The sequence below is a fragment of the Kitasatospora acidiphila genome (assembly GCF_006636205.1).
GTDB lineage: Bacteria > Actinomycetota > Actinomycetes > Streptomycetales > Streptomycetaceae > Kitasatospora > Kitasatospora acidiphila.
The window spans coordinates 5,858,468-5,883,734 of sequence record NZ_VIGB01000003.1; the positions used below are offsets into that span (position 1 = coordinate 5,858,468).

The 25,267-nt window shown below is 73.0% G+C and carries 14 protein-coding genes and 1 pseudogene; 11 read left to right on the forward strand and 4 right to left on the reverse strand.

Features of this window, described 5'->3' with window-relative positions:
• The 4 genes from E6W39_RS27790 to E6W39_RS27805 all read left to right on the forward strand — a co-directional run bounded on the left by E6W39_RS27790 (nucleotide 1) and on the right by E6W39_RS27805 (nucleotide 5,959).
• Nucleotides 1-1,092, forward strand: a complete 1,092-nt coding sequence (locus E6W39_RS27790; protein ID WP_141635831.1) for a DHH family phosphoesterase — start codon at nucleotides 1-3, stop codon at nucleotides 1,090-1,092.
• A 20-nt stretch (nucleotides 1,093-1,112) separates the two neighbouring features.
• Nucleotides 1,113-2,018 carry a tRNA pseudouridine(55) synthase TruB gene (truB, locus tag E6W39_RS27795; protein ID WP_141635832.1) on the forward strand — a complete coding sequence of 302 codons (906 nt, stop codon included), beginning with the start codon at nucleotides 1,113-1,115 and terminating at the stop codon, nucleotides 2,016-2,018.
• Nucleotides 2,019-2,162: 144 nt separating this feature from the next.
• The gene (locus tag E6W39_RS39740; protein ID WP_181799468.1) at nucleotides 2,163-4,955 is read left to right on the forward strand and encodes a serine protease; all 2,793 of its coding nucleotides are present in this window, start codon (nucleotides 2,163-2,165) and stop codon (nucleotides 4,953-4,955) included.
• Between the two features lie 65 nt (nucleotides 4,956-5,020).
• On the forward strand, nucleotides 5,021-5,959 hold the full coding sequence (locus E6W39_RS27805; RefSeq protein WP_141635833.1) for a bifunctional riboflavin kinase/FAD synthetase: 939 nt from the start codon (nucleotides 5,021-5,023) through the stop codon (nucleotides 5,957-5,959).
• Between the two features lie 70 nt (nucleotides 5,960-6,029).
• Here the strand turns inward: E6W39_RS27805 and E6W39_RS27810 are convergent, their stop codons facing one another.
• Both E6W39_RS27810 and eccE read right to left on the reverse strand, forming a co-directional pair.
• On the reverse strand, nucleotides 6,030-8,195 hold the full coding sequence (locus tag E6W39_RS27810) for a MinD/ParA family ATP-binding protein (RefSeq protein WP_141635834.1): 2,166 nt from the start codon (nucleotides 8,193-8,195) through the stop codon (nucleotides 6,030-6,032).
• 238 nt (nucleotides 8,196-8,433) lie between these two features.
• Nucleotides 8,434-9,998, reverse strand: a pseudogene (gene eccE / locus E6W39_RS42065) (type VII secretion protein EccE).
• Nucleotides 9,999-10,759: 761 nt separating this feature from the next.
• Here eccE and eccB point away from each other — a divergent pair.
• The 4 genes from eccB to mycP all read left to right on the forward strand — a co-directional run bounded on the left by eccB (nucleotide 10,760) and on the right by mycP (nucleotide 14,612).
• Nucleotides 10,760-12,361 (forward strand): type VII secretion protein EccB, encoded by a 1,602-nt coding sequence (gene eccB / locus E6W39_RS27825; protein WP_141635835.1) that lies wholly within the window; start codon nucleotides 10,760-10,762, stop codon nucleotides 12,359-12,361.
• Nucleotides 12,362-12,541: 180 nt separating this feature from the next.
• A complete protein-coding gene (locus tag E6W39_RS27830; protein ID WP_141635836.1) occupies nucleotides 12,542-12,847 on the forward strand; it encodes a WXG100 family type VII secretion target in 306 nt (101 codons plus the stop codon).
• A gap of 88 nt (nucleotides 12,848-12,935) precedes the next feature.
• Nucleotides 12,936-13,232 (forward strand): WXG100 family type VII secretion target, encoded by a 297-nt coding sequence (locus E6W39_RS27835; RefSeq protein ID WP_141635837.1) that lies wholly within the window; start codon nucleotides 12,936-12,938, stop codon nucleotides 13,230-13,232.
• Between the two features lie 123 nt (nucleotides 13,233-13,355).
• On the forward strand, nucleotides 13,356-14,612 hold the full coding sequence (mycP, locus tag E6W39_RS27840; protein ID WP_141635838.1) for a type VII secretion-associated serine protease mycosin: 1,257 nt from the start codon (nucleotides 13,356-13,358) through the stop codon (nucleotides 14,610-14,612).
• 78 nt (nucleotides 14,613-14,690) lie between these two features.
• On the opposite strand, the gene E6W39_RS27845 is transcribed toward mycP, so the two are convergent.
• Complete coding sequence (locus tag E6W39_RS27845; protein ID WP_141635839.1) at nucleotides 14,691-16,097, reverse strand: APC family permease; 1,407 nt, start codon at nucleotides 16,095-16,097, stop codon at nucleotides 14,691-14,693.
• A 515-nt stretch (nucleotides 16,098-16,612) separates the two neighbouring features.
• Entirely contained in the window at nucleotides 16,613-20,557 is a 3,945-nt protein-coding gene (gene eccCa / locus E6W39_RS27850; protein ID WP_141635840.1) for a type VII secretion protein EccCa, read from the reverse strand.
• Nucleotides 20,558-20,769: 212 nt separating this feature from the next.
• Between eccCa and eccD the strand changes: the two genes are divergently transcribed.
• The 3 genes from eccD to E6W39_RS27865 all read left to right on the forward strand — a co-directional run bounded on the left by eccD (nucleotide 20,770) and on the right by E6W39_RS27865 (nucleotide 25,230).
• Nucleotides 20,770-22,227, forward strand: coding sequence for a type VII secretion integral membrane protein EccD (eccD, locus tag E6W39_RS27855; RefSeq protein WP_141635841.1), 1,458 nt, complete (start codon nucleotides 20,770-20,772; stop codon nucleotides 22,225-22,227).
• Between the two features lie 92 nt (nucleotides 22,228-22,319).
• Nucleotides 22,320-22,610, forward strand: coding sequence for a 30S ribosomal protein S15 (rpsO, locus tag E6W39_RS27860; RefSeq protein WP_033253971.1), 291 nt, complete (start codon nucleotides 22,320-22,322; stop codon nucleotides 22,608-22,610).
• Nucleotides 22,611-23,016: 406 nt separating this feature from the next.
• Nucleotides 23,017-25,230, forward strand: a complete 2,214-nt coding sequence (locus E6W39_RS27865; protein ID WP_101380341.1) for a polyribonucleotide nucleotidyltransferase — start codon at nucleotides 23,017-23,019, stop codon at nucleotides 25,228-25,230.
• Nucleotides 25,231-25,267: the final 37 nt, after the last annotated feature.

Here is a 25,267-nt window from a genome sequence, read left to right on the forward strand (position 1 = left end):
ATGGCCGCTGAGCCGGCGGCGGCCGGTTCGACGAGGGCGTCCGTCACTTCGGTGACGGACGCCCTCGCGGTGCTTCCGGGGCAGCGCGAGCCGGCGCCGGGAGGTGGCGGACCGGACGGCTTCGAGCTGGAGTGGCAGCGGATCCTGGCGGCCATCGACCAGGCCCTGACCATCGACCTGATCTGCCACATCGCCCCCGACGGCGACGCGCTCGGCTCGTCGCTGGCGGCGGGCCTGGCGCTGCGCTCCCTCGGGCACGGGGTGCGGGTCTCGTTCGGCGACGACCCGCAGGTGATCCCGGAGTCGCTGGCGTTCCTGCCCGGCCAGGAGCTGATCGTGCCGGCCGCCGCCGTGCCGGACCGGCCCGAGCTGGTGCTGTGCTTCGACGTCGCCTCCGAGGGGCGGCTCGGGCTGCTGCACGACAAGGCCTTCGCGGCCCGGGCCCTGGTGGTCTTCGACCACCACGCCTCCAATCCGGGCTTCGGCACCCACCGGGTCATCGACCCGACGGCGCCGGCCACCGCGGTGCTGGTGGACGAGCTGCTGCGGCGGCTGCGGGTGCCGCTCGACCAGCAGCTGGCCACCTGCCTCTACACCGGCATCGCCACCGACACCGGCTCCTTCAAGTACGCCGCCACCACCCCGGCCACCCATGAGCTGGCCGGCCGGCTGCTGGCCACCGGGATCCGGCACGACCTGATCTCCCGCCGGCTCTGGGACACCGCCTCGTTCGGCTACCTCAAGGTGCTGGCCGCGGCGCTGGACCGGGCCGTCTTCGAGCCCGACGCCGCCGGCGGGCACGGCCTGGTGTGGACCTGGGTGCCGTACCAGGACCTGGCGCTGTTCGGCGTCACGGTGGAGGAGATCGAGGGCCTGATCGACATCCTGCGCAAGCCGGCCGAGGCTGAGGTGGCGCTGGTGCTCAAGCAGGACCCGGACGGCACGCTGCGCGGCTCCTGCCGCTCCAAGGGCGCGGTGGACGTGGCCGCGGCCTGCACCGCGCTGGGCGGCGGCGGGCACACCTTCGCGGCCGGGTTCTCGGTCCGCGCTGCCGTGCCGGAGACGGTGGCACGGTTCAAGGCCGCTCTCTGAGCACGACGTAGAAAGATCTGATGAAGCGCAAAGGCACCGGGCCCGACGGCCTGGTCATTGTGGACAAGCCCGAAGGCATCACCTCGCACGGCGTGGTGGCCAGGATCCGGCGGCTGGCCGGGACCAGGAAGGTCGGCCACGCCGGCACCCTGGACCCGATGGCCACCGGCGTGCTGGTGATCGGGGTCGAGCGGGCCACCCGGCTGCTCGGCCACCTGATGCTCACCGACAAGACGTACGAGGCGACCATCCGGCTCGGCCAGACCACGATCACCGACGACCGGGAGGGCGAGGTCACCGCCTCCGTCCCGGTCATCGGGGTGGGCCGGGCGGCGATCGACGCCGAGATCGCCAAGCTGACCGGCCGGATCATGCAGGTGCCGTCCAAGGTCAGCGCGATCAAGATCGACGGCAAGCGCTCGTACCACCGGGTCCGCGAGGGCGAGGACTTCGAGCTGCCGGCCAGGCCCACCACGGTGCACTCCTTCACGGTGCACGAGCTGCGCGAGACGGTGGCCGAGGACGGCACCGCGGTGCTCGACCTGGACGTCACCGTGGACTGCTCCTCCGGCACCTACATCCGCGCGCTCGCCCGCGACCTGGGCGCGGCCCTCGGCGTCGGCGGCCACCTGACAGCGCTGCGGCGCACCAAGGTCGGCCCGTACGACGTGGCGTCCGCGCAGACCCTGGAGCAGTTGGAGGAGCAGTTCTCGGTGCTGCCGATCGGCGCCGCCGCGGCCGCCGCCTTCCCGCGCTGGGACATCGGCGAGGAGGACGCCCGGCGGCTCTCCACCGGAGCCCGGCTCAAGTCCGCCGGGCTGGACACGGGCGGGCCGATCGCCGTGTTCGGACCGGACGAGACCTTCCTGGCGCTGGTCGAGGAGCAGGGCGGCCAGGCCAAGCCGGTGGCGGTCTTCGTGGGCTGACCTGCCCTGACTTCCCCTCACTCCGCCTCACTCGAACGGACGAGCGCGGGGTGTGAACAGGCGTGGTGAAGGGCGCGGGCAGGATGGCCCGCGCCCCGCACCGGGCAGGCTCCCCGCCGTGAGCACGTGCGGGGAGGCAGCGCTATGACGGATGGCCGGCAGCCGGCAGGGACCGGCTCAGCCCTCGACCTGGGCGCAGTACTGCGACTGACCGCCCGCCAACTGGCCGGTGCGGCCGCCGGACCGGGCCGGATCGCCGAACTGGCCGCCGACCGGGTGGACCGCCCCGACGGGCTGGCCGGCGAGGAACCGGGCACCGCCCTGACCGTGCTGGTCGGCGAACCGGGCAGCGGCCGCACCACCGAGCTGGCCGCCCTGGCGGTGCGCCGGGCCGGCGGCGCCCGGGCCCTGCCCACCCTCTGGCTGCGCGGGGCCGACCTGCGCCCCGGCGACGCCACCCTGCTGCCGGCCGTGCGGCGGGCGCTCGGCGGCGAGGTGCCGCCGTCCGCCGCGGCCGCCGTCTGCACCGCCGCCGGGCGCCCGCTGCTGGTGCTGCTGGACGCTCCGGAGGAGGCCCCGGCGGTGCTGGGTGCCGCCTGGTGGACCGCCATCGTGCGCGAGCTGGCCGAGTCGGGGGTGCGGCTGCTGGTGGCCTGCCGTCCGGAGAGCTGGGAGCCGCACCCCGGCGTCGGGCCGGTCCGGCTGCACCGCCTCGGCCCGCTGCACGGCGAGGCGCTGGCGCGCGCGGCGCGCCGCTACGGGGTGCCGGTGCCGCCCGGCCCGGCGGACCCGCTGCGGCTGCGGCTGGCCGGCGACCTGCGCGCCGCCGGCGTCACCCACCAGCCGTGCGGCCAGGCGGACTTGGTCGGCGGCTGGTTCGACCTGCGGTGCATGCGCGCCGCCCAGCGGCTCGCCGAGGAGGCGGCCCGCCCCGCCTCGCACCGCAAGGGCGCGCCCGCCCCGGCCACCGCCCCCGTGACCCCCGGCCAGGTGCGCCGCCTGGCCGCCGCGGTCGCCGGGCGGCTGCACACCGCGGCCCGCCGGATGCTCGGCCTCGGGCAGAGCACCCTCGGGCGGTCCGACTTCGCGGAGCTCTTCCCGGCGGGCGGCGGCTGGGCCCGGGCTGTGCTCGCCGAGCGGCTGCTGGTGCCCGCAGGCGACGGCTACCGGCCGGCCCATGAGACGGTCGCCGACTGGCTGCAGGGCCGGCAGCTGGACCTGGACGCCGCCGTCGGCCGGCTGCTCGCCGCCCGGCAGCGGCCCGGCATGCCGCGCCACCGGATCCACCTGGTGGCGGCGGCCCTGCGGGCGGTCGGCGACCGGGGCGGCGCCCCCGCCCTGGAACCCTGGCTGCGCCGCCTCTGGCAGGCCCTCACCGACCCCGCCGCAGGGCCCGACGCGCACTGGTGGGCGGCCCGGCTGCTGCGCGCCGCGCTGGCCGGCAGCCCGGCGCCGGCCACCCACCGCGCCCTGCTCACCGAGCTGGCCGGTCGGCTCGCCGCCGACGGCCCGCGCACCGCCCTGAGCGGCTTCGGGCCCGCCTTCTGGGCGGGCCTGGCGCTGCCCGACCCACTCCACTGGGAGCTGCTGGGCCTGCTGGTCAGGGCCGACGGCCCCGAGCAGGCCCACCTCCAGCACGCCGCGGCCCGGCTGCGCGCCGACGGCCCCGCCGCGCTGCCCCACCTGTGCCGCTGGCTCGCCGACGGGCGCGGCCTGCCGGCCCGCCCCGGCGTCACCGTCGCCGACCAGGGGCTGGACCTGCTCTACGCCCACCGGGCGCTCGCCGTCGACGAGTTGACGGAGGCCCTGGTGGCGGCGGCACACCCGCGGGCGGACGCGCTGCTGACCGTGCTCGCCGTCGAGGAGCCCTCGGCGCTCTGCCGCGCGGTGGACCGGTGGAGCCACGACCCGCGCCCGGAACGCCATGTGGCGGCCGCGGTGCACGGGCTGCGCACCGCGCCGTACGCCGGCCGCCCCGGGCGGGAGCTGCTGCGGTTCACCGCGCTCACCCTGCTGGCCCGCGAAGGCGAACCCCAACTGCACGGCGCGGCACTGGCTCTGCTGGTCCGCGACCCGCTCACCCGCTCCGCCCACCTGACGGCGGCCCTGGCCGCCTACGCGGCCGACGACCCGTTCGTCACCCCCGAGGTCCTCGGCCTGGCGCTGGCCAGCCACCCGGCCGCCGTGCTGACCGCCTTCGAGACCCGGCTCGCCCGGCCCGACGGCGTGCCCGGCCCGGTGCTGCGGGTGCTCGCCGAGGCGGCGCCGCTGGTGGGCGGCGGCAACGCGGCGAGCCCACTGCCCGACCCGGCGACCCGGCTGGCCGGGCGACTGCTGCACGGGCACCCCGAGCGGGCCGAGCTGGTCGCCGAGTACCTCGGTCGCCGGCTGGCCCGGCGGTGCGCCGGGCCCGGCGATCTGACCGCCCTGCTCGGCGCCGCCCCGGGCGGGCGGCCGCCGGCGGTGCGCCGGGCGTTCGCCCTGGTGCTGGCGCAGCCCGCCGCCGACCAGCCGCTGCGCCGGGAGTTCCTGGACCGGCTGCTGGCCACCGAACGCGACCCCGCCGTGCTCGGCCCGCTGCTGCGCCGGGTGGCGCAGCACGCGGACCGGCAGCCGCCGGAGCGCAGCCGGGCCGTGGTGCGCCGGCTCGCCGACGCCTGGCCGCAGGGCAACGGCGGCGCGGTCGGCCTGGACGCGCTGCTGGTGTGCTGCGCGGGGCACAGCGCCGCGTTCGCCCGGCTGCTCGCCGAGTGGCCGGACGATGCCCGACCCCCGGCCGGCGGGCCGGGCCTGAGGCGGATGCGGGCCCTGCTGTCCCGCGGCCGGGACCCGCAGTACGCGGCCGCCGAGGCCGCGCGCGCCCCGGTCCTCGCCCTGCCGGTCGGCTCAGGGGGCGTTCCGGTGCCGGACCGGCGGCGGGCGCATGGCACGCTATAGGGGTTCGAGTCGGAGCGTGCGAGCCCCCCAAGCGAGTGGGGCGGTCTGGTAGAGGAGCGGTCAGGGTGCAGCGCTGGCGTGGCCTGGAGGAGATTCCCGGCGACTGGGGACGCAGCGTCGTCACCATCGGTTCCTTCGACGGTGTGCACCTCGGGCACCAGCTGATCATCGACCGGGCGGTCGCCCGGGCCCGCGAACTGGACGCCAGGGCCGTGGTGGTGACCTTCGACCCGCACCCCAGCGAGGTGGTCCGCCCCGGCAGCCACCCGCCGCTGCTGGCCCCGCAACCGTTCCGGGCCGAGCTGATCGCGGCGCGCGGTGCCGACGCGGTTCTGGTGCTGCCGTTCACCGTGGCGTTCTCCCAGGAGTCGCCCGAGGAGTTCGTGCGGCGGGTGCTGGTGGACGCGCTGCACGCCAAGCTGGTGATCGAGGGCCCCAACTTCCGGTTCGGCCACCGGGCGGCCGGCAATGTCGAGCTGCTCGCCGAGCTGGGCCGGGCGGCCGACTTCGAGGTGGAGGTGCTCGACCTGAAGGTGCGCGGCACGGCGGGTGGCGGCGAGCCGTTCTCGTCCACCCTGGTGCGCCGCCTGATCGCCGAGGGCGACATGGCCGGCGCCGCCGAGGTGCTCGGTCGGCCGCACCGGGTCGAGGGGCTGGTGGTGCGCGGTGCGCAGCGCGGCCGCGACCTGGGTTACCCGACCGCCAACGTGGACACCGTGCCGCACAGCGCGGTCCCGGCCGACGGGGTCTACGCGGGCTGGCTCACCGCGCTGGGCGAGCGCATGCCGGCCGCCATCTCGGTCGGCACCAACCCGACCTTCGACGGCACCGTCCGCACCGTCGAGGCCTATGCGATCGACCGGGTCGGCCTGGACCTCTACGGGCAGCAGGTGGCGGTGGAGTTCCTCACCTACCTGCGCGGGATGGAGAAGTTCGACACCATCGAGGCGCTCCTCGACCGGATGGCCGACGACGTCAAGCAGGCCCGGGAGCTGACCGCCTGACGTAGCGTCAGAGCACGGTGAGGGCCCGCGTCCGGACGAACCGGATGCGGGCCCGCGCCGGTCGCGGCGCCTACTGCGGCTGGGGCGGGTAGCCGTAGCCGCCCTGGGGCGGCTGCTGGGCCCACGGCTGGCCGGTCTGCGGGGCGCCCTGCTGCGGGTAGCCGTAGCCGCCCTGCTGCGGAGCGGCCGGCCACGGACCGCCGGGCGCGGCCGGGTGCTGGCCCCACTGCTGCGGTGCGGCCTGCGACTGCTGCTGCGGTGCGCCGGCCGCATGCTGCTGCTGCCAGGCGGCCTGCTGCGCCTGCTGGACCCGCACGATGTCCTCGCCGACCAGGGTGGCCAGATCGAAGTAGGACTCGCGGACCTTGGGCCGCATCATGTCCAGGTTGACCTCGGCGCCGGCCGCCAGGCTCTCGTCGAACGGCACCACCACGACGCCGCGGCAGCGGGTCTGGAAGTGCGCCACGATGTCCTCGATCCGGATCATCTTGCTGGTCTCGCGCACCCCGGAGACCACCGTGATGCTGCGCTGCACCAGATCGGCGTAGCCGTGCGCGGCGAGCCAGTCCAGCGTGGTGCTGGCGCTGCTGGCGCCGTCGACGCTGGGGGTGGCCACGATGATCAGCTGATCGGCCAGGTCCAGCACCCCGCGCATCGCGCTGTAGAGCAGGCCGGTGCCGGAGTCGGTCAGGATGATCGGGTACTGGCGGCCCAGCACGTCGATCACCGCGCGGTAGTCCGAGTCGTTGAACGTGGTGGAGACCGCCGGGTCGACGTCGTTGGCGATGATCTCCAGGCCGGAGTTCATGTCCTGCGAGGTGTACTGGCGGATGTCCATGTAGCTGTGCAGGTGCGGGATGGCCGTCACCAGGTCGCGGATGGTGGCACCGGTCTGCCGCTTGATCCGGCGGCCCAGGGTGCCGGCGTCCGGGTTGGCGTCGATCGCGATCACCTTGTCCTGGCGCTCGCTGGCCAGGGTCGCGCCCAGGGCGGTGGTGGTCGTGGTCTTGCCGACGCCGCCCTTCAGGCTGATCACCGCGATCCGGTAGCAGCTGAGCACCGGCGTGCGGATGATGCCGAGCCGGCGCTCGCGCTCGGCGGCCGCCGCCTTGCCGCCGAACTTCAGCCGCGGCGTCTGGCGCTGCTGCTTGGGCTGGCTGCGCAGCAGGCGGTCCGAGTTGAGCTCGACGGCGGCGGTGAAGCCGAGCGGCGCGCCCTGCGCCACCGGCTGCTGCTGGCCGGGCTGCTGGAACGCGGCCGGGGCCTGCGGCATCGCCTGCTGCTGGCCCTGGTACGGCTGGCCCTGGTAGGGCTGGGCCGGGCCGGGCTGCTGGGGGGTGGGCTGCGGCGCCTGCGGTGCCTGCGGCGCTTGCGGACCGGCCGGGTAGCCGGGGGTGGGCTGCGGCCAGCCGGCCTGGCGCGGGTCCATGGGGGGCTGCAGGGCCGCGGGCTGCGCCTGGTTGGGCTGCGCCTGGTTTTGCCGGGCCGGGCCGGGCTGGGCCGGAGCCGACTGGAGGGTCTGCGGTGCGGGCGGCGGACCCGGCTGCGCCGGGCCGGGGTGGGCCGGGTTGGGCTGGGCCGGGTTGGGCTGGGCCTGCCACGGACCGGGCGCCGGAGCCGGGCCCGGCTGCCGGCCGGCGGAGGGATCGGCCGGCGGCATGGGGGCGCCGTCGGCGACCGGCGGCAGCGGGAGCGGCTGGCCGGGCTGCGGCATCCCCGGCACCCCCGGCTGCTGCAGGTGCGGCGGGTAGGCGCTGGGCGGGTAGGCGCTGTCGGGCTGGCCCGGGTAGCCCGGCTGACCGGGCTGCCCCTGGCCGGTGGGCGACTGCGGCGGGGCCACCCAGAACGACGTCGCCTCGGGGGCGCTCGGAGCACCCGTCGCGCCCGGCCACCCGGGCGTCCCCTCGTGCGGTGCCGCCGGCGGGGCGTCGACCGGGTGCGGCTGCGGCTGGGGCTCGCCCGGCGACGGCGCGGTGGCCGGCGCAGCCGCGGGCGGTGCCGGATCGGCCGGGGCGGGCACGGCGGCGGGGGCCGGCTCCGGCGCGGTCGGAGCGGGTACCGGTGCCGGTGCGGGCGCGGCGGTGGCGGGCGTCGCCGAGGGCGTCACGGCAGGCGTGGCCGCCGCCTCGCCCTGGGTGTACCAGGAGGGTGGGGTGTAGTCGGGCGCGTCCGACCAGTCGTCGTCGTCCTCCGCCGGGTTGTCGCCGACGTAGACGCCGTCCCGATCGCTGCTCACCTTGGGCTCCCTCGTGTTCGCCGCCGCTCTTCGCGGTGCCGTAGGCACAAGACTAGAACCTGTACCTTGCCAGGTTGACCCCGCATTCTGGTCTTCCCAGGCCGGATGACGGCCTGGCGCCGCCGCCCGACACCCGGTCAGACCTGGGCCTGCGGCAGGTCCCGCAGGGTCACGGTGTCAGGTCGGCGGCGCCCGTGGCGACGTTTCTGGTGACGTTCTGGTGAGGGATTCGCCCGACTCAGTCGACGCGGCGGGCCGGGCCGAGCAGCTGCTGTTCCGCCTGCACCGGGTCGAGGCGCACGTACTGGCGGCGGATCCGGGTGGCCCACAGGGTGTACTCGTCGCCCAGGGTGGGCAGGGCGGCGACGTCCTCGGTGCTCACGGTCAGCAGCCGGCCGAGCAGCTCGGCCTCCGGCGGGGAGACCCGCTGGACGCCCACCAGGTCGGCGGAGTTGAGCACCCGGGCGGCGTTCGGCCCCAGGAACGGCAGCAGCGTCAGGGTGGACTGCCACGGGGTGGCGGAGAGCCGGCTGCGCGGCGGCTTCGGACCCAGGTCGCGCACCACCAGCACCGGAGCCGCCACCGAGGCGCCCTGCGCACCGAGCCGCCCGATCTGGTGCACCGTCACGCACGGCTGCCCGCCGCCCGCCGCCTGCGCCAGCGGTGCCCAGAGCTGCGGGCGGGCCGTCTCCACCGCCACCCGGGCGCCGGTGGCGGCGGCCCGCAGCGCCAGGACCTGCGCCGTCCACACGCCGCCGACCAGCACCACGTCATAGGCGGTGGGCCGGAACAGGCCGAGCACCGAGGGCCGCTGCTCCGGGTAGTCCTCGCCGATCAGCACCCCGTCGTCGCCGACCGGGAAGGAGAGCGCGGCCAGGTCGGCGGGGGCCAGCACATGCTGTTCGCGGCGCGGGCCGCGCAGGCCGAAACCGGCCCGGATCCGGGTGGTGACCTTGCCGCGCTCCTGGGTGGGCGGGTGGTCGGGTAGGTCTGGTAGGCCATCAGGAAGTCCCCCGAGCGGCAGCGTGGCGAGCAGGCCGGGCACCTGCTCCTGGTCCAGTCGGGACAGGCCCAGGCCCGCGCTCTGGGCGCGCTGCTCCAGCAGCCGGCCGAACTTGGCGACGTCCTGCTCGCTGCGCGCGACCACCCGGACGTGCCCGCTGAGCGCCACCGATCCGCCGGTGCCCGGGCGGGCGGTCAGGCTGAACGCGCTGGCCAGCGCCGGGATGCTGGTGACCAGGTTGACCAGGTCGGGCGAGGAGATCCGGCCCGGGCCGCCGGGGCGGCTGAGCTGCGGCCAGCGGGAGATCCAGTAGCTGGTGTGGAAGCGGTCGTCGACCCGCCAGAACCGCCGGTTCTCCTGGGTGCGGCGGGCCACCTGGCCGCCGCTGCCGGAGCCCTGCCGGCCGGTGGTGGCCAGCGGGTTGGCGCAGGTGGCGATGGAGAGCGCGGCGATCAGCTCCCGCTCGTCCAGCACGGTGGCGTTGAAGCCGGCCCGTTGAGCCGCCCGGCCAGCTGGTCGGTGACCCGCTGCAGCGCCTTGCGGGCGCCCTCCTCGCCGCCGCCGCGGGCCAGCACCGCGGCGGCCGCGCGCTCCGGGTCGAGCTTGAGGGCGACCCAAGTGAGCCGCAGCGCAGGCGTGTTGGCACCGTCCGGCAGTGCCTGGTAGGCGCGGGTGGCCAGCGCCTGCTCGGGCAGGTGCGGTGCCGGGGCGGGCTGGGTGTGCTGGACCAGCTGCACCGACTCCAGGGTGATGTCGTCCACGGTCAGGGCCGAGCAGACCACGTCGAGCGGCAGCGGCATCGCGTTCCGCGCCGGGCGCAGCGGCTGGTCCTTGGCCTGCACCAGCAGCACCGAGGTGAGGAAGGTGCCGTCGCCGACGATGCCGGTCTCGCGGCGCACCGGACGGCCGCCGCCGAGGTCGGCCTCGGTGGCGTGGGTGGTGGTGTGCAGCGCCGGGTCGAGTTCCAGCACCGGGGCCAGCGCCGGGTCGGTGCCGGGCGGCACATTGGTCGGGGCGTCCTTGCGGCGGGCCCGCTGGAGCGATCGGATCCGCAGCGCCTCGCCCAGGGGGCGCCCGTGCAGCGGCACCAGGGCGAAGACCAGCAGGGCCACGGCGGGCACCGCGAAGCCGATGGCGGTGGCGCGGTTGACCGTCAAGCCGATGGCGACCAGTGCCACCGCGACTTCGATCAGCACCAGTTGCTGCAGCCGCAGCCGGCGGCTGAGCAGCCCCGGCTTGGGGTGCAGCTTGACCGGTACCGCCGCCGGGCCGGTTCCCTCGGCCCCGCCTTGGCCCTGGCCGGCCGCTGCTGCGGCACCGGCGCGGTGTCGGCGGCCGGCTTGGCCCGGCCTCGTGCCGTCCTGCGTCGCCCTGGAGCGGTCTTGCTCGGCATCCCCCGCGTGACCCTCTCTGATTCGCCGTCACGGTCCGGTTGGCAGCGTACGGAACCGTACCCGTACCGTACTCACCGTCTGCCGCATCGTAGAGGGTTGGGCCGTCGGCCGGAGCCGCCGGGCGGCAGAATGGCGGGCTGGAAGCTCGAACAGGGGAGACGGAGCAGATGGCATCACGGCGGGACGAGCTCAACGCCTACACCTTCGCGCGCAAGCGCATGGTGGGCGCGTTCCTGCAGCCGGGCAACGGCGGAAGCGACGAGGACGCGCCGCGTCCGATCCGGGCGGTGGTGCCCTCCATCGTGGTCGGAGCGCTGGTGATGGCCGGCTTCGGCCTGTGGGGGATGATCAAGCCCAGTGCGCCGCTGGACTGGGACAGCGGCAAGAACGTGATCGTCGGCAAGGACTCGACGACCCGCTACGTGGTGCTGCAGAACCCGGACGGCAGCAAGATGCTGCACCCGGTGGTCAACATGGCCTCGGCGAAGCTGGTGCTGCCGGCCGACTCCAAGGTGGTCTTCGTCGCCGACTCGGTGCTGGACCACTACAAGTCGCACGGTGCGACCATCGGGATCCCTTACGCGCCGGACAAGTTGCCGGGCGCGACGGATGCCGGGCAGGCCAAGAAGTGGTCGGTCTGCGACCGGCCGGGGTCCGACGACAACCACCCGGTCCAGGGGGTCTTCGTGGCGGCCGACCAGGACGCGAACACCCTGGAGCGCCCGGACCGGAAGCTGGCCGGCGGTGACGCGCTGCTGGTCCAGGGACCGAAGCAGCCGAACGGCGCGGCGGTCGAGTACCTGGTCAGCCCGCAGGGGATCGCCTACCAGCTGGGCAGCGACCCGGCGAGCGTGCCCGCGCTGCAGACCGCGCTGTTCGGCAGCCAGGCCAAGGCCCAGCCCGTCACCCAGCAGTGGCTGGACACCCTGGGGAAGGGCCCGGCGATCGACTTCCCCACGGTGCCCGGCCTCGACCCGACCGGCCGCAGCCAGGTGCCGTCCAGTGTGCGGCTCACTGATCCCAGCCAGGATTTCATCGGTCGGCTGGTCAGCACCCCGGACCAGGCCGACAAGGGCCTCTATGTGGTCGGCAAGGACCAGCTCTTCCAGGTGCCTCCGCTGGCCGCTCAGTTGATCAAGATGAACCCGCTCACCCAGGGCGCCTACGGGAGCGCCGCCCCGGGCTTCGCCACGCTCACCGCGGCCGACGTCTCCAAGTACCGGGCGGAGATCGACTGGACCGGGCCGCTGCATCTGAACAGCCTGTGGCCGCGGTCGGCCCCGTCCGGCCAGATCAACGTCGGTGACCCGACCACCGCCCGCCCGGTGATCTGCTCGACCTTCGAGGGCGGCTACTACGCCAACGACCTGCAGTTCGGCAACGACCCGAAGCGCTCCGTCTGGGCCGGCACCGAGTTCCCCGCGCTGGTCACCAGCGGCTCGACCACCGCCCATGTCAGCCCGGGCCACGGCCTGCTGTACCGGGCGATGGACAACGGCCAGCAGGGCTCCGGCAGCACCTTCCTGCTCACCGAGACCGGGCTGCGCTACCCGGTGCCGGTCACCAGCCAGGGCACTCCGAGCGGCTCCAGCCCCAGCCCGACCCCGTCGCCGGGGCAGCAGCAGGCTCAGCCGCAGGTCAACGAGGCGCAGGCGCGCCTGGGGTACAAGGACGTCGTTCCGGTGACGGTCCCCAGGGCGTGGTCCGACCTGCTCACGACCGGCCCGACCCTGAGCACCATGACTGCCACTCAGGAGCAGAACTCCTGACCCGACCGCGCCAGTTGCTCGTGGGCGTACGTCATAACTCGGTAACCAAGGCCCATATGGTGTTGGGACTGTCGGGACGGGGGACTACAGTCTTCCGCAGACGTCACACCGTGATGTCCTTCGGGCGGGCTGAGTAACCGAGCTCCCGAAGTAAGTCTGTCTCATGGGGGACGGTGGAACATGGCTGGTCAGTTCACGACGACCGCTGAGGAGATGCGGGCTCTTTCGACCCGGATCACCCAGGTCAACGAGCAGATCAACACGGAGGTCAAGAACCTCAACGCGCTCATTGGTGAGGTTGCGGGCGGCTGGCAGGGCCAGGCGGCGACGGCTTACCACACGCTGCAGCAGCGGTGGAACGACGACGTGACCGCGCTCAACAATGTGCTGAACGACATCCGCGGGGCCATCGACGCCACCACCAAGAACTACTCCACGACCGAGGATGACCAGCGCAGCGCGCTGAACGGCGTGCCGGGCGCCTGACCCGTTTTTCGGATCGACGCAGCACAGCACATTCGGGGCGGTCCTGACGGGGCCGCCCGGCTCACCTCATTCGGGTAAGGAGTTCACCATGTCCGACGGACACATCAAGGTTACGTTCGAGACCATCAGCAACGCCGGTCAGACGGTCCGCACCACCGCCGGCACCATCGACCAGCAGCTGAGCGACCTCAAGGCCGCTGTGGCCCGGGTCGCCAACTCGTGGACCGGCGCGGCGAAGGAGGGTTACGACCAGCGTCAGGCCATCTGGGACCAGAAGGCCTCCGACCTGCACTCCACGCTGCTCCAGATCGCCACGGCGCTGGACAAGGCCCACGAGAGCTACACCTCGACCGAGAGCGCCAACACCAGCATGTGGGCGGGCTGATCGCCACTCCCGGCTCGGGGGAGCGTTGAGGTAACGGAGCGGGCGTCCGAAGTCGGGCGCCCGCTCCGCTCTGTCGTTTTCCACAGGACACCGTTTCGCAGTAGGGCAAGGGGAGTTGGAGTCGTGGTGAGGCGAGGGCTCGGCCGGTCGGCGGCGATCGCGGCGGTGCTCGCGCTGCTGGGGGCCACCCCGGCGGCAGCGGCCGGTTCAACCGGGGTGGGCGTCGCCGCGGCGGGCAACTGCACGTTCCCGGCCCAGGACGTGGCGGAGCAGCCGTGGTCGCTGCAGCGGGTGATGCTGGACCAGCTCTGGCCCAAGAACGCCCAGGGCCAGGCGCAGGACGGCACCGGTGTGACGGTCGCGGTGATCGACACCGGGGTGGACCCGGGCAATCCGCAGCTGGGCGGCGCGGGCAAGGTCGTGCAGGGCCCCAGCTACCTGATGGACAAGAGCAAGAACCCGCCGGCGCCGGCCGACGGCAACTCCCTGACCGACACGGTGGGGCACGGCACCAAGGTGGCCGGGATCATCGCCGCCGCCCATCGGGACAAGGTGGGCTTCGTCGGCCTGGCGCCCGGGGCGACGATCCTGTCGATCCGCCAGAACGATGACGCCGGCGATGGCGATGTGCCGTCCCTGGCCAGGTCGATCAGCGACGCGGTCGACCTGGGCGCCAGGGTGATCAACATTTCGCAGGACGTCCGGGATGCCGACGGCAACCCCAACTTCGGCGGCAGTGACCAGTTGAAGCAGGCGATCGACAAGGCGGAGAGCCACAAGGCGGTGGTGGTCGCGGCCTCCGGCAACGACGGCGTGGAGGAGACGACCTACCCGGCCGCCTACCCGACGGTGCTGTCGGTCGGCGCCTCGGACCGCAACAACGAGCGGGCCACCTTCTCCAGCTACGGCGACTGGGTCAAGGTCGCCGCACCCGGTGTCGACATGCTCTCCACCGTGCCCAAGGGCGGGCAGTGCGTGGACAACGGCACCAGCTTCGCCACCCCCTACGTCGCCGGGGTCGCCGCCCTGCTCGTCGGGGCCCACCCCGACTGGTCCGCCGCGCAGGTCCGCACCCGGATCGAGCAGACCGCGCAGCGCACCGAGCACGGCTCGAACAAGTACATCGGCTGGGGTGTGGTCGACCCGGTGAAGGCGGTCGCCGACCCCACCATGCCGGCCGACGCCCCGACCCCCGACCCGCAGGTCAGGCTGGACACCGCCCCGATCCTGCCGCAGCCGCTCGGCCTCGGCGAGACCCAGGCCGACCGGAACCGGCGCACCGCCACCTATGTGCTGGGCACCGCCGTGCTGTCGGTGGCGCTGCTGTTCGGCGGCTCGGTGGTGCTGCGCGACCTGCGCCGTCGCCGCGCCGGCCGCTGACAGCCCGCCGGCAGCGACAACGCCAAGCGGCCCGGACACCCCCAGCAGGGTGTCCGGGCCGCTTCGCGGTAGCAGGGCTCAGACCTGCTCGTCCTCGGGCAGCGTGATCACCCAGCGGGTCTCCTGCCGCGGGCGCAGGTAGAAGACCCAGTAGAGCGAGGAGACCGCGGTGATGATGCCGGTCCACATCAGCGCCTTGTGGTCCTGCTGGGTGATCACGTAGCCGAGCGCCACGATCAGCAGGATCGGCAGCACCGGCCAGAGCGGCTGGCGCCAGGCCGGCACGTCCTTGTGCGCACCGCGCCGGGAGAGCAGCGCACCGACCGCGACCAGCAGGTAGAGCGCGGCGACGGCGACACCGGTGATGCTGCTCAGCAGGGTGTTCGGCACGAAGCAGAAGACCGCACCGGGGATGCCGACCGCCAGCGTGGAGACCCACGGGGCGCCGAACCGGTTCAGGGTGCCGAAGGCCTTGTTGACCGGCTCCGGCCAGGCCCGGTCGCGACCGGAGGCGAACAGCACCCGGGAGTTCTGGATCACCATCACGATGCCGGCGTTGATGATGGCCAGCGCGATGCACAAGCTGATGAAGGTGCCGAGCGCCGAGTTGCTCCAGCCGGCCACCATGCCGGAGAGGTCGCCGCCGGTCAGGGTGGCCAGGTCGGGCGCGCCCAGCGTGATGGCGATCACCGGGAGCATGATGACCACGCAGGACAGGCCGAGCGTCCACAGCACGGTGCGGGCCACGTTGCGGCGCGGGTTCTCCAGCTCCTCGGAGAGGTAGATGGCGGTGGAGAAGCCCTGGGTGACGAACAGCGCCACGCCCATCGCGCCCATGATGGCGGAGAGCCCGACGCCGCTGGTGTGGCCCTGGCCGTCGGCCACGACGCCGTGGAACATGCTGGAGATGCCGCGCTGCTGGTGGGCGAAGCCGAGGACGGAGACCACGCCCGCCGCGATCACCTCGAGCACCAGGAAGATGCCGGTGATCCAGGCGTTGGCCCGCAGGTCGAGCAGGCCGGCCACCGTGGAGGCGAGCATCACCGCGGCACCTGCGACGGGGCCGCTGACGTGCACGATCGGCGCCAGGTAGGCGGCGGTGCCGACGGCGATGACGGACGGGACGATCATCACCACGATCAGCGACTGGATGAACGACAGCCAGCCGGCGAACCGCCCGGCCAGGGTGCCGACCATCGCGTACTCACCGCCGGCGCTGGGGATCAGGGTGCCGAGCTCCGAGTAGGCGAACGCCACGGCCACGCAGATGATCGCGCCGATCCCGATGGTCATCGCGGTCGCGGTGCCGAGCGAGTTGAACAGGCCCGGCACCAGCACGAAGAGCGAGGAGGCGGGGGTCACGCAGGAGAGCGTGAGCAGGGTGCCGCCCACGACGCCGAGTGAGCGGCTGAGCTTTCGCGGGGCCTCGGCGGTACCGACCGTCACCGTGGGGGAGGTGGTGGGCGGTCGAAGCGTGTCGGTCATGGGGGGAGAGTCCGATCGGCTCGGCGCGGCATTGCGCGGTCCTGTGCGGTGCTGGGGTGGGGAGCGTTATCGCCTCCGAAGGGGGTCGCTTGGGGGTTGAGATGGGCCGCTCCCGAGTCGCCAATGCTGCGGGGGCGTATTGATTGCGTCAATGCCGGTTGGCCTTCGGAATCCGTTGCGTCCAAGCGCATAGTCATCCGGAACTGTGGCCGATCGGCGCCGTTGCGATTGATGTCCGACTTGTTAACTTTGACTAACGGGGCATGAATCCAAGGTGAGATGGGATTGCTGCTCTTTGAATCAAAGGTCGAGCCCGGGTCATTGGCATCGCCGACCAGGGCACTCCAAACGGCTTCGCCGGGCCCGGCGGCGGCCTCTGATGGCGACGACATCCGCAGCTCGGCGTTGGAAACAGCTAGATAACATTCCGGAACGGTCCGGCTGGTGGACCCCGCAACGTCGAAGGGGTCGGCCGTGGTACCCCACAGCCGACCCCTTCTGGTCACGCTCGGTGACTAGCTCACGGGCAGCCAGCCCGTCTGCACCATCTGGCCGGCCGTCACCCGGCGCGAGACGTACACGCCGCGGCCCGGCGGCAGCGCCTGCGGCTTGGCGGTGCCGAGCAGCGCGCCCTCGTCCTTGTTGCCGGAGAGCAGCACGCCCTGCCCGCCCAGCTCGCGCATCCGCTGCATCAGCGGCTCGTAGAGCGAGCGGCCGGCGCCGCCGGCGCTGCGGGCGATGATCACCCGCAGGCCGATGTCGCGGGCGAACGGCAGGAACTCCGCCAACGGCGACATCGGGTTGCCCGAGGCCGTGGCGACCAGCTCGTAGTCGTCCACGATCACGAACATGTCCTTGCCGCTGTACCAGCTGCGGTTGCGCAGCTGCTCGGCGGTCACGTCCGGGCCGGGCAGGCGGCGGGCGCAGGCGCCGCGCAGCATCTCCACGATCGCGGTCATCGCCGGCTGGGCCGCCGCGTACTCCACCAGGTACTCCGGCGGCACCGTGCCGAGCAGTGCGCGCCGGTAGTCGCCGATCACGATGCCGGCCTGGTCCGCGGTGTACCGCTCGGTGATCTGCTTGATCAGCATCCGCAGCAGCGCCGACTTCCCGGACTCGCTCTCACCGAAAACGATGAACAGCGGATCGGACTCGAAGTTGACGAAGACCGGGGCCATCTCGACCTCGTCCAGCGCGAACGCGACACCGCGCTCCGGCTGCTCGAAGCCCTTGGGCAGCGAGTAGCCGTCCAGCACCGCCGGCAGCATCCGCACCTGCGGCGCCCGCGGGCCGGACCAGGCCGCGTTCACCGCGTCCACCAGGCCGGCCACCCCGGTCACCAGGTCGGCGGTGTCCGAGGAGCCGTCGATCCGCGGCAGGCCGGTCAGGAAGTGCAGCTTGGCGGCGGTCACGCCGCGTCCGGGCGCGCCCTTCGGCACGTTCTGCGCCACCCGGCGGTCGATCTCGGACTCCAGCGGGTCACCGAGCCGCAGCTCGGTGCGGTTCTGCAGGGCATCCTTCAGGGCCGGCCGGACCTCCGCGTAGCGGGCCGCGGTGAGCACCAGGTGCACGCCGTAGCCCAGACCGCGCTGGGCGATGTCGTTGATCACCGGCTCCAGCGGCTCGAACTCCTGCTTGAAGGTCAGCCAGCCGTCGATCATCAGGAAGACGTCGCCGAACTGCTCGTCGGGCAGCTGCCCGGCGGCCCGCCGGGTGCGGTAGGTCGAGATCGAGTCGATGCCGGTGGCCCGGAACAGCTCCTCGCGGCGGTTCAGCACCCCGTGCACCTCGCTGACCATGCGGCGCACCTTGTCGCCGTCCAGTCGCCCGGCCACCCCGCCGACGTGCGGCAGGTCCTGCAGCGACTGGAAGCCGCCGCCGCCGAAGTCCATCAGGTAGAACTGCGCCTCGACGGGGGTGTGGGTGAGCGCGAAGCCCGTGACCATGCTGCGGATCATGGTCGACTTGCCGGACCGCGGGCCACCGACCACCATGCCGTGGCCGGCCGCGCCCGAGTAGTCCTGGTAGAGCACGTCCCGGCGCTGGTCGCGCGGCCGGTCCACGATGCCCACCGGCACCACCAGGCGGCCCAACGCGCCGAACTCCGGCGAGGTGAGGCCGCGTTCCGGGGTGGCCTGGAGCGGCGGCATCAGCTGGTCCATGCTGGGCGCCTCGTCCAGCGGCGGCAGCCACACCTGGTGCGCCGCCGGGCCCTGGCCGACCATCCGGTGCACGATCACGTCGAGCACGGTGTCCACCAGCGAGTCGTCCAGCTGCGGCTCCGGCTCCTCCTCCTGGACCTGCGGCTCCTGCACCGCGACCTCGGCCGCGGTGAACAGCACCGGCTGCGCCCCCGACACCCGCCCGGCCACGCGCTGCTGCCCCGGCGCCCGGTAGGGGCCGGAGACGTAGGCGGCCTTGAAGCGGTCCAGCACGTCGTTGCCGAACTTCAGGTACCCGACACCGGGCACCGGCGGCAGGTGGTAGGCGTCCGGCACGCCGATCGCGACCCGCGACTCGGCGGCCGAGAAGGTGCGCAGACCGATCCGGTAGGACAGGAAGGTGTCCAGACCGCGCAGCTTGCCCTCCTCCAGACGCTGCGAGGCCAGCAGCAGGTGCACACCCAGCGAACGGCCGATCCGGCCGATCTGGATGAACATGTCGATGAAGTCCGGCTTGGCGGTGAGGAGTTCGGAGAACTCGTCGATGATCAGCACCAGCGAGGGCAGCGGATCCAGCGCCGCGCCCGCCGCCCGGGCCCGCTCGTACTCGTTGATGTTGGCGTAGTTGCCGGCCGAACGCAGCAGCTCCTGGCGGCGGTTCAGCTCACCCTCGATGGCGTCCCGCATGCGGTCCACCAGGGTCAGCTCGCCCTCCAGGTTGGTGATCACCGCGGAGGTGTGCGGCATGTCCGCCATGCCGGCGAAGGTGGCACCGCCCTTGAAGTCGGCGAGCACGAAGTTGAGGGTCTCCGAGGAGTGGGTCAGCGCCAGACCCAGCACCAGGGTGCGCAACAGCTCCGACTTGCCGGAACCGGTCGCGCCGACGCACAGGCCGTGGGGGCCCATGCCCTCCAGCGCGGCCTCCTTGATGTCCAGGTGCACCAGCTCGCCGTTGGCGCCGACACCGATCGGCACCCGCAGCTTCTCGTGCTGCGCGCGCGGGCGCCAGGTGCGCGAGACGTCCACCGAGCCGGCGTCGCCGACGCCCATCAGATCGGTGAAATCCAGGTTGGAGAGCAGCGGTTCGTCGTCGCCGCCGGCCGAGATCCGGTACGGCGCCAACTGCCGGGCCAGCGCCTCGGACTGCCAGGCGGTCAGGGTGTCGGGAGCACCCGAGTAGGAGGCACCGGAGGCCGACTGCAGCAGCAGCTCCTCGGGAGAGACGGTGATCAGCAGGTGCCCGGTCGGCTCGTCCAGCTCGCCCGGCACCACCTCGATCACGGTGACCCCCTGCACGCCCTCGGCGCCGGCCAGCACCGAGTCCGCCGGGATCGGGGCACCGTCCAGGATCACCACCAGGTGCGGCTGGTCCGAGGTCGGCTGGGAGTCCCGGGTGAAGCGCTGACGGCCCGACAGCTCATCGGCCAGCAGCTCCTCCAGGGTGCCCAGGTGGTCGGCGATCAGCCGGCGGGTTCCGGCGCCGTCGCTCTCCTTGCGGTGCTGGGTGTGCGGCAGCCACTTGGTCCACTCCCACTCCTCCAGCGCGCCGGGCGCGGCGGCCACCGCGACCACCAGGTCGTCGGGGGAGTGCAGGGTGGTGAGCTGGGCGATCATCGACCGGACGCTGCCGTAGACGCTGTCCGGGTCACCGCAGACCGTGATGTGGTAGAACGCCCGCAGCGCCACCGCCAGCGGCAGATCCTGCAAAGTGCCGTGCGCCTGAAGGAAGTTGCGCATCGCGTCCGCCGCGAGCGGTTCCAGCTCGTTCATCGGGGCGGTCTGCGGTGCCACCAACGGGGTGCTCAACTGCTGCGGGCCGCGCCCGATCCGGATCTGCGCGAAGTCCGGGTCGCTCGGCCGGCGCTCCCAGAGGCGGCGGCCCTCGGCCACGATCGCCCACAGCTGGTCCGGCTCCGGGTGCAGGTAGAGCTGGGCACCGCGCTGCTGCTCCGCGGTGCGGCGCACCTTGCGGCGCATCTGCTGAAGGTACTTCAGGTAGTCGCGGCGCTCCTCCGCCAGCCCCGCACCACCGCCCTTGCGGGTCCTGACCAGCTGGGCCACCGCCATACCGGCGGTGGAGGCCAGCATCAGCACGCCCATGATCCGCATCATCGGCTGGGCGCCCGGCGTGAAGAAGAACGCCGCCGAACCGCCCATCCCGAGCATCGGCAGCAGACTCATCATCCAGTCGTCGCCGCCCCCGCGGGCCAGTTCCGGCGGTGCGACCAGCTCCACCGGCTCGTCCGGCACCGCCGGGGGGTAGGCCCTGGTCGGCCGCTTGACCGTTACGACACTCATGTACCGCCCTCACGCGACTCAACAGGTCTTCGGCGAGGCTCCCCTGTCGTCAACTGCCTGCCCCCGCCTGCGCAGAGGCCGATCCTACCGACCCCGTCCCGTGGGCGAAGCAGGCCCTGCACAGCCCGCGACGACACGAGACGGTAGGGTGACGCATCGCCGACTGAGGCACCGTCGGTTGAGGCACCGAAAGATCACCAAGGGGGATACGGGTGAGTTCGAACGCAGCGACCGGTTTCTGCCGGGTCACCGTGGTGGCGCCGGACAGCCGGATCGACGTCGCGTTGCCGGAGGACGTGCCGCTGGCAGACGTCTATCCCGAGGTGCTGCGGCTGTCCGGGCAGACCCAGGGCGACGGCGAGCCGACCGGGTTCCACCTGGTCCGCCGGGACGGCACCGTGCTGGACAGCGGACTGCCGCTGGCCGCCCAGCAGGTGCGCGACGGCGACCTGCTCAGCCTGCGCCCGTTCGCGGAGTCGCTGCCGCCGGCCGTCTACGACGACGTGGCCGACGCGATCGCCAGCGCCGTGGAGGCCGACCGCCGGTTCTGGAGCCCGGACCTGATGCGGGCCTTCGGGCTGATCGGCGCCACCCTGCTGATCGTGCTGCTCGGCTTCGCGCTCTGGTTCGCCAGCCTGACGCACGACATGCACGGCCTGCCCGGGGTGCTCTCCGGTGTGTCCGCCGTGGTGCTGGTCGCCTTCGCCGGCGTGCGGGCCCGGGTCTACGACGACTCCGGCGCCGCGCTGGCGCTGGGCATCGGCGCCCTGCCGCACGCGCTGATCGCCGGCACCGGGGTGATCGGGCTGACCCACAAGTACGACGGCCCGGGCCGCCTCCAGTTCCTGGTCGGCTGCGTGGCCGTGCTGCTGGTCTCGGTCCTGCTGGTCGGCCTGCTGCCGGAGAAGGACTCGGTCTTCGTCGCCGCGGCCTTCCTGGCCGCCGCCGGCACCCTGGCCACCTTCGCCGCGGTACTGATGCCCACCACCCCGGTCAGCCACATCGCCGGCGCCTCCGGGGTCATCGCGGTGGCCGCGGTCGGGTTCCTGCCCGCGCTGTCGGCCCGGTTCGCCCGACTCCCGGTCGGCTTCAGCGCCCCCGGCCAGACCCGCACCCGGGGCAGCCGGCTGGGCGAGGAGACCAGCCGGGCCGAGGCCGTGCAGTACGAGCGGATCGCCCACCAGGCCCGCCGCGGCCACGAGGTGCTGGTCGGCCTGGTCGGCGGCTCGGCCGCGGTGGTGGTCGGCGCCTGCGCCGTGCTGGGCTTCAGCGACCAGATGTTCCCCGAGGTGCTGGCGCTGGCGCTGGGCATCTCCACCATGCTGCGCGCCCGGCTGTTCCGCTACACCGCGCAGGTCTTCAGCCTCACCATCGCCGGCCTGGTCAGCCTGGGCCTGCTGATCGTGGGCCTGGCGCTGCACACCCCGCTGTTCATCCTCAAGGGCGCCAGCGGCACCGACCTCGACCTGCGCACCCTGTGGCTGGGCGGCTCGATCGCGATCGGAGCGGCGCTGCTGATCGCGATCGCCCTGGTGGTGCCGCGGCTCGGCGTCTCGCCGTTCTGGGGTCGCATCCTCGATCTGGTGGACAGCATGCTGCTGATGTCGCTGGTGCCGCTGGCCCTGGCCGTGCTGAACATCTACGCCCTGGTCAGGGGCGCGACCAGCTAGCCCGCCGCCGACTGATACCCTGGGGCTTCCGAGTCCCAGAAGTTCCTGTGCTGTAGACCAGGAGCACTCGGTCAGACCAAGAAGGAGTCGCCGTGGCTCTCGCCGCCGACGTCAAGAAGCAGATCATCGCCGAGTTCGGTCAGAAGGAGGGCGACACCGGCTCCCCCGAGGTGCAGGTGGCCATGCTGTCCCGCCGCATCTCGGACCTGACCGAGCACCTCAAGCTCCACAAGCACGACCACCACAGCCGCCGTGGCCTGCTGATCCTGGTCGGCCAGCGCCGCCGCCTGCTGCAGTACCTGGCCAAGAAGGACATCGAGCGCTTCCGTACGCTCGTCGACCGCCTGGGCATCCGCCGCGGTGCCGCCGGCGGCGCCCGCTGAGAACGCCCCCTGGGGCGGCTCCCCACTAGGGGGGCCGCCCCTCGCGCGTACCCAGCACCCGAGAATTTCGGGTCCGCCTCCCGGGGCGGCCGAGATTCGCACCGTAGGGTTGTGGGCATGCCGGGTGATGGCGCGAGCACCGCGCCCACACCAGCCGCATGACAACCCGACGCGGGCCGCAGGCTTCAAACGGAAGCCGCCCGCATCCAGGAGAGCGTCCAGACGCCGACCGCCGCAGCCCGGCAGCCGAGAGGCGCCGGTCCTCGGTAGTGGCCGCCGGAGTCCCGCCGATCGAGCGGGAGCCCCGGAGGCTTCGATCGAAGACCGGCCCGGCAGCAAGGGCCAACCCCGGCAGGCAAGCGCGGGGGCGCTCTCCCGGAGACGTACGAAAGAGGAGATCTTCCAGGTGGAAGAGAACGTGTTCTACGCCGAGGCCGTGATCGACAACGGTTCCTTCGGCACCCGTACCATCCGCTTCGAGACCGGCCGCCTGGCCCGTCAGGCCGCCGGCTCCGCCGTGGCCTACCTGGACGACGACACCATGGTGCTGTCGGCCACCAGCGCCTCCAAGCAGCCGAAGGAGCACTTCGACTTCTTCCCGCTGACGGTGGACGTCGAGGAGCGGATGTACGCCGCGGGCCGGATCCCCGGCTCGTTCTTCCGTCGTGAGGGCCGCCCCTCCGAGGACGCCATCCTGACCTGCCGCCTGATCGACCGCCCGCTGCGCCCGTCCTTCGTCAAGGGCCTGCGCAACGAGGTCCAGGTCGTCGTCACCGTCATGGCGCTCAACCCCGACCACCTGTACGACGTGGTCGCGATCAACGCCGCCTCCGCCTCCACCCAGCTGGCCGGCCTGCCGTTCTCCGGCCCGATCGGCGGCGTCCGCGTCGCGCTGATCAAGGGCCAGTGGGTCGCCTTCCCGACCCACTCCGAGCTGGAGGAGGCCGTCTTCGACATGGTCGTCGCCGGCCGGGTGCTGGCCGACGGCGACGTCGCGATCATGATGGTCGAGGCCGAGGCCACCGACAAGACCATCAAGCTGGTCGCCGGCGGTGCCGAGGCGCCGAACGAGGAGATCGTCGCCTCCGGCCTGGAGGCCGCCAAGCCGTTCATCAAGGTGCTCTGCGAGGCGCAGGCCCGCCTGGCCGCCCAGGCCGCCAAGCCGACCGGCGAGTTCCCGGTCTTCCTGGACTACCAGGACGACGTGCTGGCCGCGCTGACCGCCGCCGTCAAGGACGAGCTGGCCAAGGCGCTGACCATCGCCGGCAAGCAGGAGCGCCAGAACGAGCTGGACCGCGTCAAGGCGGTCGCCGCCGAGAAGCTGCTCCCGGAGTTCGAGGGCCGCGAGAAGGAGATCAGCGCCGCCTACAACGCGCTGACCAAGAAGATCGTGCGCGAGCGCGTCATCAAGGACAAGGTCCGCATCGACGGCCGCGGTGTCACCGACATCCGCACCCTGGCCGCCGAGGTCGAGGCGATCCCGCGGGTGCACGGCTCGGCGCTGTTCGAGCGCGGCGAGACCCAGATCCTGGGCGTCACCACGCTGAACATGCTCCGGATGGAGCAGCAGCTCGACACGCTCTCCCCGGAGACGCGTCGCCGCTACATGCACAACTACAACTTCCCGCCGTACTCGGTCGGCGAGACCGGCCGCGTGGGTTCGCCCAAGCGTCGCGAGATCGGCCACGGCGCCCTCGCCGAGCGCGCGCTGATCCCGGTCCTGCCGACCCGCGAGGAGTTCCCCTACGCGATCCGCCAGGTCTCCGAGGCGCTGGGCTCCAACGGCTCCACCTCGATGGGCTCGGTCTGCGCCTCCACCATGTCGCTGCTGAACGCCGGTGTGCCGCTGAAGGCCGCCGTCGCCGGTATCGCGATGGGCCTGATCTCGCAGGAGATCGACGGTGAGACCCACTACGTCGCGCTGACCGACATCCTGGGTGCCGAGGACGCGTACGGCGACATGGACTTCAAGGTCGCCGGTACCCGCAACTTCATCACCGCGCTGCAGCTGGACACCAAGCTCAACGGCATCCCGGCCTCGGTGCTGGCCGCCGCGCTGAAGCAGGCCAAGGACGCCCGCCTGCACATCCTGGACGTGATGAACGAGGCGATCGACACGCCCGACGAGATGTCGCCGAACGCGCCGCGCATCATCACCATCAAGATCCCGGTGGACAAGATCGGTGAGGTCATCGGCCCCAAGGGCAAGATGATCAACCAGATCCAGGAGGACACCGGCGCGGACATCACCATCGAGGACGACGGCACCATCTACATCGGTGCGGTCGACGGCCCCTCGGCGGAGGCTGCCCGTACGACGATCAACCAGATCGCCAACCCGACCATGCCGGAGGTCGGCGAGCGCTACCTGGGCACCGTGGTGAAGACCACGACGTTCGGCGCGTTCGTGTCGCTGATGCCGGGCAAGGACGGCCTGCTGCACATCTCGCAGATCCGCAAGCTGGCCGGTGGCAAGCGGGTGGAGAACGTCGAGGACGTGCTCGGCGTCGGCAGCAAGGTGCAGGTCGAGATCGCCGAGATCGACCCGCGCGGCAAGCTCTCGCTGATCCCCGTCATCGAGGGCGAAGAGGGCGCCGAGGCGGCCCCCGCGTCCGAGTGACGCACCGTTAGCACCGCGGCCCGTACGCCCGCTCGGC

Coding starts and splice junctions, on each gene's coding strand:
- eccB (WP_141635835.1), top strand. CDS start 10,760: ATGGCATCACGGCGGGACGAGCTCAACGCCTACACCTTCGCGCGCAAG.
- eccCa (WP_141635840.1), bottom strand. CDS start 20,557: ATGAGTGTCGTAACGGTCAAGCGGCCGACCAGGGCCTACCCCCCGGCG.
- E6W39_RS27835 (WP_141635837.1), top strand. CDS start 12,936: ATGTCCGACGGACACATCAAGGTTACGTTCGAGACCATCAGCAACGCC.
- E6W39_RS27790 (WP_141635831.1), top strand. CDS start 1: ATGGCCGCTGAGCCGGCGGCGGCCGGTTCGACGAGGGCGTCCGTCACT.
- truB (WP_141635832.1), top strand. CDS start 1,113: ATGAAGCGCAAAGGCACCGGGCCCGACGGCCTGGTCATTGTGGACAAG.
- E6W39_RS27830 (WP_141635836.1), top strand. CDS start 12,542: ATGGCTGGTCAGTTCACGACGACCGCTGAGGAGATGCGGGCTCTTTCG.
- E6W39_RS39740 (WP_181799468.1), top strand. CDS start 2,163: ATGACGGATGGCCGGCAGCCGGCAGGGACCGGCTCAGCCCTCGACCTG.
- E6W39_RS27845 (WP_141635839.1), bottom strand. CDS start 16,097: ATGACCGACACGCTTCGACCGCCCACCACCTCCCCCACGGTGACGGTC.